The 11939-nt window shown below is 67.8% G+C and carries 10 protein-coding genes and 1 pseudogene; 7 read left to right on the top strand and 4 right to left on the bottom strand.

The window, feature by feature from the left end; all coding sequences use genetic code 11:
- Window positions 1-35 precede the first annotated feature (35 nt).
- The 4 genes and pseudogenes from ACFE77_RS03430 to ACFE77_RS03415 all read left to right on the top strand — a co-directional run.
- Window positions 36-803 (top strand): annotated as a pseudogene (locus tag ACFE77_RS03430) (hypothetical protein); the annotation flags it as partial.
- Window positions 792-1172, top strand: coding sequence for a PEPxxWA-CTERM sorting domain-containing protein (locus ACFE77_RS03425; protein WP_375420282.1), 381 nt, complete (start codon window positions 792-794; stop codon window positions 1170-1172). The pseudogene ACFE77_RS03430 and the gene ACFE77_RS03425, both read left to right, overlap by 12 nt.
- A 56-nt stretch (window positions 1173-1228) precedes the next feature.
- Window positions 1229-1840, top strand: coding sequence for a PEPxxWA-CTERM sorting domain-containing protein (locus tag ACFE77_RS03420; protein WP_375420223.1), 612 nt, complete (start codon window positions 1229-1231; stop codon window positions 1838-1840).
- Window positions 1841-1903: 63 nt separating this feature from the next.
- Complete coding sequence (locus tag ACFE77_RS03415; RefSeq protein WP_375420222.1) at window positions 1904-2527, top strand: PEPxxWA-CTERM sorting domain-containing protein; 624 nt, start codon at window positions 1904-1906, stop codon at window positions 2525-2527.
- 492 nt (window positions 2528-3019) lie between these two features.
- On the opposite strand, the gene ruvX is transcribed toward ACFE77_RS03415, so the two are convergent.
- Both ruvX and ACFE77_RS03405 read right to left on the bottom strand, forming a co-directional pair.
- Window positions 3020-3484 (bottom strand): Holliday junction resolvase RuvX, encoded by a 465-nt coding sequence (gene ruvX / locus ACFE77_RS03410; RefSeq protein ID WP_375420221.1) that lies wholly within the window; start codon window positions 3482-3484, stop codon window positions 3020-3022.
- Window positions 3485-3506: 22 nt separating this feature from the next.
- Complete coding sequence (locus tag ACFE77_RS03405) at window positions 3507-4613, bottom strand: DUF3089 domain-containing protein (protein WP_375420220.1); 1107 nt, start codon at window positions 4611-4613, stop codon at window positions 3507-3509.
- A 131-nt stretch (window positions 4614-4744) separates the two neighbouring features.
- Between ACFE77_RS03405 and gatC the strand changes: the two genes are divergently transcribed.
- The 3 genes from gatC (at window position 4745) to gatB (ending at window position 8053) form a co-directional block, all read left to right on the top strand.
- Window positions 4745-5032 (top strand): Asp-tRNA(Asn)/Glu-tRNA(Gln) amidotransferase subunit GatC, encoded by a 288-nt coding sequence (gene gatC / locus ACFE77_RS03400; RefSeq protein ID WP_375420219.1) that lies wholly within the window; start codon window positions 4745-4747, stop codon window positions 5030-5032.
- Complete coding sequence (gene gatA, locus ACFE77_RS03395; protein ID WP_375420218.1) at window positions 5029-6513, top strand: Asp-tRNA(Asn)/Glu-tRNA(Gln) amidotransferase subunit GatA; 1485 nt, start codon at window positions 5029-5031, stop codon at window positions 6511-6513. The genes gatC and gatA overlap by 4 nt, the downstream gene beginning before the upstream one ends.
- Window positions 6514-6580: 67 nt before the next feature.
- The gene (gatB, locus tag ACFE77_RS03390; protein WP_375420217.1) at window positions 6581-8053 is read left to right on the top strand and encodes an Asp-tRNA(Asn)/Glu-tRNA(Gln) amidotransferase subunit GatB; all 1473 of its coding nucleotides are present in this window, start codon (window positions 6581-6583) and stop codon (window positions 8051-8053) included.
- Window positions 8054-8068: 15 nt separating this feature from the next.
- On the opposite strand, the gene ACFE77_RS03385 is transcribed toward gatB, so the two are convergent.
- Both ACFE77_RS03385 and ACFE77_RS03380 read right to left on the bottom strand, forming a co-directional pair.
- Window positions 8069-10588, bottom strand: coding sequence for a chemotaxis protein CheW (locus ACFE77_RS03385; protein WP_375420216.1), 2520 nt, complete (start codon window positions 10586-10588; stop codon window positions 8069-8071).
- A gap of 106 nt (window positions 10589-10694) precedes the next feature.
- Window positions 10695-11855, bottom strand: coding sequence for a glycosyltransferase family 4 protein (locus ACFE77_RS03380; protein ID WP_375420215.1), 1161 nt, complete (start codon window positions 11853-11855; stop codon window positions 10695-10697).
- Window positions 11856-11939 lie beyond the last annotated feature (84 nt).

The raw sequence follows: 11939 nt of genomic DNA, 5'->3' as shown, positions 1-11939 counted from the left end.
TTCCCGGAGATTTTACGAATTCTACTGAGGTAAGCATGAAGAAGTTCCATTTCGCCGCTGCCGTATCCGGGCTGCTGCTTGGCGCCGCCACGCCGGCGGCCGCGGCCACCTATCTGCTGACCGATTTGGGCGACCTGCCCCGCGGCATCGATCAGAGCTTCGCGCACGGCATCAACGATGCGGGTCAGGTCGTGGGATATAGCGGCGCATCTACCGGCAACCGCGGCTTCCTGTGGACCGCCTCGACCGGCATGCAGGATCTGGGCGACCTGCCGGGTGGCGGCAACAACAGCGTCGCCAATGCGATCGACGATGCGGGGGACGTGGTCGGGTCGAGCCGCGCGACGGAAGGAACCCGCGCCTTCCTGTCGAGCAATAGTGCGACCCTGCAGAACCTGGGTACTTTGCCCGGTGGGACCGGGGACAGCATCGCCAACGGCATCAACGATGCCTGGCAGGTCGTGGGGTCGAGCCAATTACGGACGGGCACCCGTGCGTTCCTCTGGACCGCGAGCGGGGGCATGGTGAACCTGGGCGACCTGCCCGGTGGACCCGACAACAGCGTGGCATTCGGCATCAACGATGCCGGTCGCGTGGTGGGCGCGAGCGCGATCGCCACCGGCCGGCGCGCCTTCGTGTGGGTGGCGGGCGCGGGCATGCGTGATCTCGGGGACTTGGCGGGCGGGACCGATGTGAGTGGTGCGCAGGCCATCAACGCGTTCGGTCAGATCGTCGGATTCGGCAACGCCGCGAGCGGCCAGCGTGCGGTCCTGTGGAGCGCGAGCGGGGGCATGCTGGATCTCGGCGACCTGCCCGGCGGGCTCAACACCAGCATCGCCTACGCGATCAACGATGCCGGCAAGATCGTGGGGTCCAGCGGTGGTGCGAACGGCGAAACCGCGGTGCTGTGGGACGCGGCGGGGCGCATGCAGAATCTGAACGACCTGATCGATCCGCGGACGCGCTTCACGCTAGCGGTGGCGCGGGGCATCAACACGCGGGGGCAGATCGTCGGCTGGGGCACCAACGCGAACGGCGCACCGCACGGCTTCCTGCTGACGCCTGTTCAGGCGGTGCCGGAGCCCGCGACATGGGCGCTGATGCTCGTCGGGTTCGGGCTGGTCGGCGCTGCGATGCGGCGGCGGAGTGCTGTGCGCGTGACGTACGCGTGAGGGCGTCGGGGCCCTTTCATCGATCGATCAACAATCCTCAAGACAGGAGAACCACCATGAACATCAAGATCGCCGCACTGATCGGCGCCGCCGGCGCAATCCTCGGTGCGAACAGCGCCGCAGCATCCGAGATCGTCAACGATCAAGGCATCTTCGGCAGTGTGCAGATCGCGCATTTCGCCCCGCTCGGCCAAAGTTTCGTGGCGGTCGATCCGTGGCTGAAGAGCATCGGTTTCAGCTATCTGGTCTTCAATCCCGAGCCTTCGGACTCGCTGCTAATCGATTTGTATGACGGTGTCGGCGCGGGTGGCGACCTGATCGCGTCACGATCCTTCAAGCCGACGAAGAACGGGTTCTTCGACACCGATTTTACCGGGACCGGTCTGACCGTGGGATCGACCTATACTGCTGCCGTGAGGGCTACCACGAGCGAGTATTTCGCGGTCATCACCGGCAACAATTACGACGGGGGGCAGATTAGCAGCCCGCGGGACGTGGGTCCTGCGCTCGGCGTCAGCACGAGCTCAGTCGACCTCGCGTTCCGCGTCATCGGGACGACGGTATCCCCGGTGCCGGAGCCCGCGACCTGGGCGTTGATGCTCGTCGGGTTCGGGCTGGTCGGGGTCACGACGCGCCGTCGACGCGCGGTGCGAGTGACCTACGCCTGAGCGCGTCGAGGCGCCTTCATCGACCGACAGCCAGATAAAGTGAGAACGACCATGAACGCCAAGATGACCGCATTGATTAGCGCGGCCTGCGCGATGTTCGGCGCCGGCGGTGCCTCCGCCGCGGAGATCGTCAACGAGAGACCGGTGCGGGGAACGCTTCAGATCTCGTTCTTCGGCCCGGTGGGGCAGAGCTTCGTCGCCTTCGCGCCGAAGCTCACCAGCATCGGCTTCGGTTATCGCGTGAGCAGCTCTTGGCTCCCGATCGCTCCCGTCACGATGAACCTGTACGAAGGTGCCGGCTTTACGGGCAATCTGGTCGCGACGCGGACCTTCACGCCCACGGCCGCCACGAATTCGATCTTCGACGCGGACTTCACCGGCACGGCGTTGACCGTCGGATCGATCTATACGGCCGCTGTCTCTACCTCGAATGCCTATTTCGGTGTCGCCGCCACACCGAACAATTACGATGGTGGGCAGGCCTATACCCAGCTTGACCTGTCGGATTACCCGATCGGGGCCGGGGGCGGCACGCTCGACCTTCAGTTCCGCATCGTCGCAGCGGACTCAATCGCCGCGGTTCCGGAGCCGGCGAGCTGGGCGTTGATGATCCTCGGCTTCGGCATGGTCGGTGCGGGGCTGCGCCGACGCAAGCCGGTGATACGTGGTTCGGCTGCCTTCGGCTGAGGGTGTGCGGTCTTCGTTGGTGAGGCTCGCGTAGCGAGAAGAAGAGTGGTTCACGCGGAGACGCGGAGGGCGCGGAGGTGATGCGGTTGGAGGCGGCGTCTCGCCGTCGCTGCGGCGGGCAGTGGGAGCAGCGTTGCTGCTCGGGCGATTAATTCCGCGGGCGACACCTCCGCGCCTTCGCGCCTCCGCGTGAGCAGAATCGTCCTATCCCGCTGCATGTGAGCGTCGTCGTGGCAATGTGGTGCGGGCCGACCGATGTGGCGAGAACGCGGCTTACCTCCTCTTCCCGGACTTGATCCGGAATCCCGCTGATGCGCGCGAGCCGGAGTCATGGAACTCGCGCAAGCGGGACCCCGGATCAAGTCCGGGGTGACGATGGTCAGGGTGGCGATAGCCAAACTTCGCTCGACCGAGCAGCTGGATCCGCGATGCGGTACTTCTGCACTGGTAGGGAGCAATATCGGTCGGCCGCAGACAGTGGCGATCGTCTCGTCAGTCCTGGATCATCACCAAGGCGTCGATCGCGGCTTGGAGGATGTGGGCCGCCGCTAGGTTGTCGATGCGGTCGGCACGTTTGGCGCGGCTCATGTCCTGTTCGATCATCGTGCGTTCAACCGCGACGGTAGACCAGCGCTCGTCCCATAGCAGGATGGGCCCGAGATCCTCGCAATTGCGCGCGAAGGCGCGGGTGGATTGCGAGCGGGGGCTTTCGGTGCCGTCGAGGTTGAGCGGCAGGCCGAGGACGATGCCGCGGACATTCTGGGCCCCCATCAGGTCGGATAGGGCAGCCTTGTCCTTGGTGAACTTGGTGCGGCGGACCAGGGTCGCCGGGCTCGCATAGCTCCAGCCGGCGTCGCACAAGGCGGTGCCGATCGTCTTGGTGCCGAGATCGAGCCCGATCAGGCGGCCGCCGCTCGGCAGCGCATCGCGGAACGCCTCGCGTGCGGTGGTAATCATGAGGGCTCGATCATCACCGTGATCACCGCCGGGCGAAGGCGGCGAGGCGCCTTGCTGCGTCGGCGCGGACGTTCGCCCAGAACAGGCTGTAGTCGTAGACGTGGTAGTTGTTGCCGGGCAGCACATAGCTGCCGAGATCGGGTGCTTCGCCGATCAGCAGGAAGCCGCGATCGTCGCACCGCGCGCCGACGGTCCCGGGGCGGATGTCGGCGGTGGCTAGGTCTGCGGACGGGTAGAGCGTGCCGAGATTGGCGGCCGCGGGGGCGGTCGCGCCGGGGGCGCCGGTGAGCGGATTGGTGCAGACCATCGGCTCGCCCTTGCGCGGTCGGCCGTCGAAGCCCTTCGTCGCGTCGTACACGTCGAGGATTTGCGACGGATCGGCTGGCTCGGCGAAGCTTTGCCACGACAGCACGCACCCGGCCTGATCGGCGCGGGCGCATTCGGACAGGCCCATCGCGGCGAGATCGTTGGCGCGCGAGACCGGCCAGCCGACGACATAGGCGGCGACGATCCGTCGCGCGATCGGCTTGCCGGCGATGCGTTCGCGCAGCAGCCGGGTGAGGTGGAGCGCGCCCTGGCTGTGGCCGGCGAGGATGATCGGGCGCTTGCGATCGACCTGCGTCACGAAGGCGTCGAAGGCGGCGAGGACGTCGGTATAGGCGAGGGCAAGCGCGCGGTTGGCGTCGTCTGCGCTGGTCAGGAACGCGCCGAAGGTCGCCTGGCGGTAGCGCGGCGCCCAGATTTGCCCGGCCTCGTTGAAGGCGCTCGCCTGGCCGCGGAGGAAGATGTCGGCGCGGGCATTGGTCTCCGCATCGGTGAGCAAGGCGTTCCAATGGTCGCGACCGACATAGGAAGTCGGGTGGACGAAGAAGACCGCGGCGCCCGGGGTCTTGGCGGGTGTGTAGCCGGCCGGGGTCCAGAGCGCTGGGTTGTTGCCGATGTCCGGCCGCGCGATCCACATCCGCGCCTCGCGATAGGCGCTGGGCGCGACCGCGGGCTGGGTCCGAAACGCCTCGCGCGGAACGAGGGCGAACTTCAGCATCTGCGGGCCGAACAGCCGGTAAGCGACCGCACCCGCGATCGCGAGGGCGATCAGGACGACGACGACGTAGAGGAATTTACGGGCCAAGCGGGGACTTTCCGAGTGTTCGATCGCTCGCGTACGCCTAGCCGCTGTGCCGTCGATCGAACAAGGGTGCTGACGGTCGAGCGACCTTCGCGGTTGCGCCACCGCGAGCCGGGATGCTAGCCGCTGCGGCCATGTCCGTAGACACTCAAACCGTGAACAAGATCGCGCGCCTCGCGCGGATCGCCATATCGGAGGAGGAGGCGAGCCGGCTCGCCCCCGAACTCGACAACATCCTCGGCTGGATCGAGCAACTGGGCGAGGTCGACACCAGCGGCGTCGAACCGATGACCGCGGTGATCGCGAATACGCTTAGGTTGCGCGACGACGTGGTCGACGATGGCGGCATGCGCGAGCAGTTGATGGCGAACGCGCCCCAGGCCGAGCACGGCTTCTTCACGGTGCCGAAGGTGATCGAATGACCGAGCTGACCGACCTGGGCGTCGCCGCGATCCGCGACGGGGTGCGCAGCGGCGCGTTCTCCGCGGTGGATGTCGCCGATGCCTTCGTGACGAAGGTGTCGCGTGCGAAGGCGCTCAACGCGTTCCTGGTGGAGACGCCCGATCATGCGCTGGTGGCGGCGCGCGAGGCGGATGCCGCGCGCGCGGCGGGCGAGACGCTGAAGCCGCTCGCCGGCGTGCCGATCGGGATGAAGGACCTGTTCTGTACAGCCGGCGTGGCGACCACTGCGGCGAGCCATATCCTCGAAGGCTTCGTGCCGCCGTATGAATCCGCTGTGTCGCAGAATTTGTGGGACGCGGGCGCGGGGATGCTCGGCAAGCTGAACATGGACCAGTTCGCGATGGGATCGTCGAACGAGACCAGCGCGTTCGGCAACGTGATCTCGCCGTGGCGGCGCCAGGACGGCGGCAACGCGGCGCTGACCCCGGGCGGATCGTCGGGCGGCAGCGCCTCGGCCGTGGCGGCGCGGCTGTGCCCGGGTGCGACCGGGACCGATACCGGCGGCTCGATCCGCCAGCCGGCGTCGTTCACCGGGATCAGCGGGATCAAGCCGACCTATGGCCGCTGTTCGCGCTGGGGCACGATCGCGTTCGCGTCGTCGCTGGACCAGGCCGGGCCGATGGCGCGCGACGTGCGCGACTGTGCGATCCTGCTCGAGGCGATGGCGGGGTTCGACAAGCGCGACGCGACCTCGCTGAAGCTCGACGTACCGGCGTGGGAGCGCGGCCTGTCGGGCAGCATGGCGGGCAAGCGCGTGGGTATCCCGCGCGAGTACCGCGTCGACGACATGCCGCCCGCGATCGAGGCGCTATGGGATCAGGGCGTGGCGTGGCTGCGCGATGCCGGCGCCGAGATCGTCGAGGTGTCGCTGCCGCACACCAAGTACGCGCTTCCCGCCTATTACATCATCGCGCCGGCCGAGGCGTCGTCCAACCTCGCGCGCTATGACGGCGTGCGGTACGGGTTGCGCGACCTGCCCGAGGGCGCGGGGCTGCAGGACATGTATGCCGCGACCCGTGCGGACGGCTTCGGCGACGAGGTCAAGCGGCGCATCCTGATCGGGACGTACGTGCTGTCGGCGGGCTTCTACGACGCCTACTACACCCAGGCGCAGAAGGTGCGGACGCTGATCGCGCGCGATTTCGAGTTGGCCTTCGCGCAGTGCGACGTGCTGCTGACCCCGACCGCGCCGTCGGCGGCGTTCGCGCTGGGCGAGAAATCGGCGGATCCGATCGCGATGTACCTCAACGACGTGTTCACGGTGCCGTCGTCGCTGGCCGGGCTGCCGGCGATGAGCGTGCCTGGGGGCCTTGATGAGGGCGGGCTGCCGCTGGGGCTGCAGATCATCGGCCGGCCGCTCGACGAACAGGGCGTGCTGAACGCAGGGCTGGCGATCGAGGAACGCGCGGGGTTCGTGGCGCGACCGGAGGCTTGGTGGTAGACGGTAGAAAGGCAACGACTGCCCGTTGTTTTCCCGACCTAACCCTCATCACCCCAGAGACGCATCCATGACCGACACCGATTACCGCATCCAGGGCGACACCGGCGCGTGGGAGGTCGTGATCGGCCTGGAGGTCCATGCGCAGGTGACCTCGAACGCCAAGCTGTTTTCGGGCGCGGCGACCGCGTTCGGGGCGGAACCGAACACGCAGGTGTCGCTGGTCGATGCGGCGATGCCGGGGATGCTGCCGGTGCCGAACCGCGAGTGCATCCGACAGGCGGTGCGCACGGGCATGGCGATCGATGCGCAGATCAACAAATGGTCGCGGTTCGACCGAAAGAATTACTTCTACGCCGATCTGCCGCAAGGCTATCAGATCAGCCAGCTCTACCATCCGCTGGTCGGTGAAGGCGCGATCGACATCAGCCTCGACGACAAGAACCCGGACGCCAGCGGCAAGCGGATCGGGGTGGAGCGGATCCATGTCGAGCAGGATGCGGGCAAGCTGATGCACGACCAGCATCCGACGCGCAGCTATGTCGACCTCAACCGGTCGGGCGTTGCGTTGATGGAGATCGTCAGCCGGCCCGACATGCGCTCTCCGGCCGAAGCAGGAGCTTACCTGCGTAAGCTGCGTGCCATCCTGCGCTATGTCGGCAGTTGCGACGGCAACATGGAAGAAGGATCAATGCGTGCCGACGTCAATGTCAGCGTGCGCAAGCCGGGCGACGAGCTGGGCACGCGGACCGAGACCAAGAACGTCAATTCTGTGCGCTTCGTCATGGCCGTCGTCGAGCAGGAGGCGCGGCGTCAGGTCGCGCTGCTCGAGGGGGGCGGCACGGTGGTGCAGGAGACGCGGCTCTATGATCCCGACCGCAACGAGACGCGGTCGATGCGGTCGAAGGAAGACGCGCACGACTATCGGTACTTCCCTGATCCCGACCTGCTGCCGCTGGAATTGGATGACGCGTTCCTCGACGAATGCCGCGGGTCGCTGCCCGAGCTGCCCGATGCCAAGCGCAAGCGTTACGAGGCGGCGGGGATCAGTGCCTATCAGGCGGCGGTGCTGACCGCCGAGGTCGAAGCGGCTCGGTGGTTCGATGCGCTGCTCGAGACGGGGACCAAGCCGGTCGCTGCGGCGAACTGGACGACATCGGAGCTGTTCGGCGCGCTCAACCGTACGGGCAAGGACATCGAGCATTCGCCGGTGTCGCCTGCGCAGGCGGCCGAGCTGCTCGGCCTGGTCGCGGACGGCACGCTGTCGGGCAGCCTCGCCAAGCAGGTGTTCGAGGTGATGCTCGAGACCGGCGACAGCCCCGCTAAGATCGTCGAGGAACGCGGGCTGAAGCAGACCAGCGACACCGGCGCGATCGACGCGGTGATCGCCGAGATCATGGCCGCCAATGCCGACAAGGTCGCGGATTACCGCGGCGGCAAGGACAAGCTGTTCGGCTTCTTCGTCGGGCAGACGATGAAGGCGATGGGCGGCAAGGCCAATCCCGCGGTCGTCAACGAACTGCTGAAGACCGCGCTCGGCTGATGCGATTAGCGCGCGTCATGCGGCGAGCGGGCGTGCCTTGTTCAGTGCCGCTAGGAACGCGTCGGCGTCGAGCAGGACGATCGGATCGCCGACGCCCTGGATGATCGCCTCGACTCCGCTGCCGGTGTCGCCGACCCCGGGGTCGCTCAGGCGATCGGCGGGAACCGTCATGACTTCGCCCAGCGCGTCGACGGCGAGTCCTTGCAGGCCTTGGTCGGTGCGCATCATGATGACAGGACGGCGGGGTTCGACGGCGGGGGGCAGGCCGAAATAGCTTCGCGGGTCGAGGACGAGCACGCCGCGGCCGTCATGGACGGCATAGCCCGCGATGCCGTGCGACCTGTCCGACGCGCGGGCGATTCGATCTGGGATCATCGCCTCCTTCAGTCGCTCGCAGGGCAGCGCCAGACGGTGGTGGCCGAGCTGGAAGGTGGCGACGCGCCGGCCGTCGCGCGACGACCGGCCCGCCGGGATCGCCGCTAGCGGTGTGGCCTGCCGTGCGGTGGCGGCGACCGGCTGCTGGGCGCCGAGCGGCACCACGCAGATCGCGTGGACCGCGTTACGATACGCGTCCGCAGGTCCCTTATACTCGCGGTAGCCCGTGCTGGCGCTCGCGCCGACCGCGTAGGAGTTGCCCTGCCACTCCATCAGCCGCGTTCCGGCCGGGTCGCCCGCGGTGATCGGTAAGGTCAGCTTGCTGCCGGGGGGATGATCGTCCGAGGTACTCGACAGGATGCGTCCGGCGCCGTCGACGAAGACCAGCGCCGCGCCGGGCAGCACCTCGCCCGCGGCGTCGGTCGGGAGCGAGTCGGAGAGCATCGACTGGAATTGCAGCGTACCGTCGAAGACGATGGCGATGCCGCCGATCGCCCGGCCCGGCTCCGCGGGATGCAGGACCGGCGCGCCGTAGATATAGGTGGCGCCATCGCCGTAGAGCGGCGTCGGCCGGAAGTCCGACACGCCGTAGAAGGCGGTGGCGGCGCGCGCCATGAACCTCGTCGCGAGCCCATCGGGCAGGGTCGTGCCGACGAGGTGCTCCTGCGCGGGATCCGACACTGCCTGCACCAGCCCATCATGATCGAACAGGATGAGATTGGTGTACACGGTGTACAGGTCGTTGATGTAGCGCAGGATCGCGGTAAGTTCGGCGCGGAAGATGGCGATCGTGTCCGGCGCAGCGAGCGCTTCGCGGAAGCGTGTCGTCAGCGCCCACCAGCGGCAGTCGTTGGCGCGTTCGTAGAGGTTGCGGTCCATGATATCGACCGCGAGCGCCGCCGACGCCGCGCAATCGGCGACGATCGCACCCACCGCCGTGCTGGTCAGGGTGGCGATCGCGTCGGCGAACACCTGGCGCGTCCGCCCACCGGTCGCGCTGATCTCCGTCAATAGCGTTCGGCGCGCGGCGGCGTCGCTGTCGCGGGCGACGACATCCTGCGCATCGTCGCCGATCGCCAGCGTGCCGTTCCAGACGGTGAGGTTGAGCGCGGCCTGGATCGCTTCGGCGCGGCGCGGAATGTCGCGCACCGCGGCGGAGAAGATCTCGCTGTCGCAGGCGATCGCGCCGTGCGTCTCATCACCTGAGTCGCCGTCGAACGCGACCTCGACCGGGATCAGCGCGCAGCCGCGCCAGCCGGGGCCGGCATAGCCCTGATAGCCTGCGGTGGTACGCGCGGCGGCGATATAGCGGCGGCCGGCGAGGCGGACGATCTGCTGGTCGGCCTGGGGGTTGACGGTCAGCCGGGTCGCGATCGGCAGCTGGGCGGGGTCGCTGGAGGCGAGGACCAGCCCGTCGGCATCGAGCAGCGCCGCGATCGTCCAATCGTCCGGGGCGAGCAGCGTGCCGAACACGCCGGCGAGTTCCTCGGCGAACCCGAACAACAGCGCCAGCACGCCGAGCGGCCGGCCGGACGCGTCGTCGATGCGGTGCGAGTAGATGAGCTGCGGCGTGGTTCCCGGTGCCAGATCGGAGGGCGCGAAGGTCTCGACATAGGGCGCGGCGGTGGCGAGCGCCTGGCGGATGAAGGCGTCGTCGCAGCGGTCGGGCAGTCCCGCGGTCTCGGCCGCCGCGCGGATCTCGCCGCCGGTGTCGAGGAGGACGACGTTGCGGTAGACCGAATATTTGGCGCGATATTCGATCAGCCGCTGACGGATCGCCTCCGTCGAGGGCATGGCGCCGGGTGACAGGAACTGGCGGAGGTCTTCGTCGGTGGCGAGGAAGCCGATGTCGGCGGTGCGTTCGAACAGATTGCGGACGACGATGTCGACGACCATCTGCGCCCGCGTGCCGAGGGAGGCGGTGACCTTCTTGAGGCTCTCCTCGGCCAGCGCGTCGATCAGCGCGGCGTTGAGCGCGCTGAACTCGCGCCGCGTTCGGCTCACCTCGGTGGGCACGTCGATGACCCGCCCGAGCACGTCGAGCAGGTCCCAGCGCTGCTCCAGCGCCATCAGCGCCTCGCGGCTTTCGTCGATGCAGTCCATGTAACGGATCACGTCCTGCACGCGATCCGATACCTGTATGCCGCGGTAAGTCGCCATCTTCGCCGTCTCAGTCGCCACCTTGCGAGCGGACACCGCCGCGCAGTCGTCGAACCCTGTCTTCGCTATTATAAGCGGGACGCAGGGAGAGCGGGCGCGATGCGGTCTAGCTTGGACAACGTGCGCGGTTTTTCATGAGGTCGAGATAGGTATCGAGCACCGCCTGGTTCGCGGTGTCCCAGCGGTAGCTCGCAGCCTTGGCATGGCCGGACTCGCCCAGTCGGCGCATCAGATCGGAATCGGCGACGATGCGCTCGATCGCGTCCGCATAGCCGGCGACGTCGGTCGGCGCGACCAGATAGCCATCGACGCCGTCCGCGATCAGGTCGACCGCGCCGGTCGCCCGCGCAGCGACCACGGGCACGCCCGCGGCCATGGCTTCGGTGGTGACGTTGCCGAAGGTCTCGGTGACCGAGGGATTGAAGAAGATGTCCATCGACGCGACCGCGCGGCCGAGTTCATCGCCCGACTGGAAGCCGGCGAACACCGCACCCGGCGCCTGCTCGGCGAACCACGACTGGGCGGGGCCCTTGCCGACCACCAGCACCTTGTGGCGTACGCCGCGGCGGCGGAGTTCGGCGGTGACGTCGGCGAAGATGCCGAGGCCCTTTTCCTTCACCAACCGGCCCAGGAAGCCGAGCGCGATCTCGTCGTCCGCGATCCCCAGCGAGCGGCGCCAGTCGAGGCTGCGCCGCGTCGGGTGAAAACGATCATGATCGATCCCGCGCGACCAGATCGCTATACCGGTGGTGACGCCCCATTGGTGCAATAGGGTGCGGATGCTCGGGCTCGGCACGAGGACGCGGTCGGCGCGATTATAGAAGCGCTTGAGCAGCCGCTCGATCATGGGTTCGGCGAAGCCGACGCCGTAATAGCGCAGATAGGTCTCGAACCGGGTGTGGAGCGACGCCACCGACGCTATCCCGCGCCGGCGGGCGTAGGTCAGCGCGGCGTGGCCTAGCATATCGGGCGCCGAGACGTGGATGATGTTTGGCGCGAAATCAGCGAGATCGCGGCGAGTGCGCGCGCGCAGGCCGAGACCGATCTTGTATTCGCCACGCTCGCCGGGAAGCGCGAGCGCGGGCACGCTGACAAGGTCGCCGATCGGCGCGAAGGCTGGGGTCGCGGTGGTCGGCGAATAGATGCGTACGGCGGCGCCCTGCGCCAACAGATGCCCCACAAGCAGATTAAGCGCCTGGTTCGCACCGTCGCGGACATAGTTGTAGTTGCCGCTGAACAGGGCGACGCGGAGCTCGGTTGGCTTCATGGTGCGCGGGGGCATAGCGGGCGGGGGCGGCGGTGGCCACACCGCGCGCCGTCAGGCGCGACGAGTCGGGTGTTCCCCTCCCGT

The organism is uncultured Sphingomonas sp. (assembly GCF_964243315.1).
Taxonomy (GTDB): Bacteria; Pseudomonadota; Alphaproteobacteria; order Sphingomonadales; family Sphingomonadaceae; genus Sphingomonas.
This window is presented reverse-complemented; position numbering and strand designations above follow the sequence as displayed.

What these genes read in the sequence shown, in the direction of transcription:
- ACFE77_RS03385 (WP_375420216.1), bottom strand. Translation starts at nt 10,588, where the DNA reads ATGGCGACTTACCGCGGCATACAGGTATCGGATCGCGTGCAGGACGTG.
- ruvX (WP_375420221.1), bottom strand. Translation starts at nt 3,484, where the DNA reads ATGATTACCACCGCACGCGAGGCGTTCCGCGATGCGCTGCCGAGCGGC.
- ACFE77_RS03380 (WP_375420215.1), bottom strand. Translation starts at nt 11,855, where the DNA reads ATGAAGCCAACCGAGCTCCGCGTCGCCCTGTTCAGCGGCAACTACAAC.
- gatB (WP_375420217.1), top strand. Translation starts at nt 6,581, where the DNA reads ATGACCGACACCGATTACCGCATCCAGGGCGACACCGGCGCGTGGGAG.
- ACFE77_RS03425 (WP_375420282.1), top strand. Translation starts at nt 792, where the DNA reads ATGCTGGATCTCGGCGACCTGCCCGGCGGGCTCAACACCAGCATCGCC.
- ACFE77_RS03420 (WP_375420223.1), top strand. Translation starts at nt 1,229, where the DNA reads ATGAACATCAAGATCGCCGCACTGATCGGCGCCGCCGGCGCAATCCTC.
- gatC (WP_375420219.1), top strand. Translation starts at nt 4,745, where the DNA reads ATGTCCGTAGACACTCAAACCGTGAACAAGATCGCGCGCCTCGCGCGG.
- ACFE77_RS03415 (WP_375420222.1), top strand. Translation starts at nt 1,904, where the DNA reads ATGACCGCATTGATTAGCGCGGCCTGCGCGATGTTCGGCGCCGGCGGT.
- gatA (WP_375420218.1), top strand. Translation starts at nt 5,029, where the DNA reads ATGACCGAGCTGACCGACCTGGGCGTCGCCGCGATCCGCGACGGGGTG.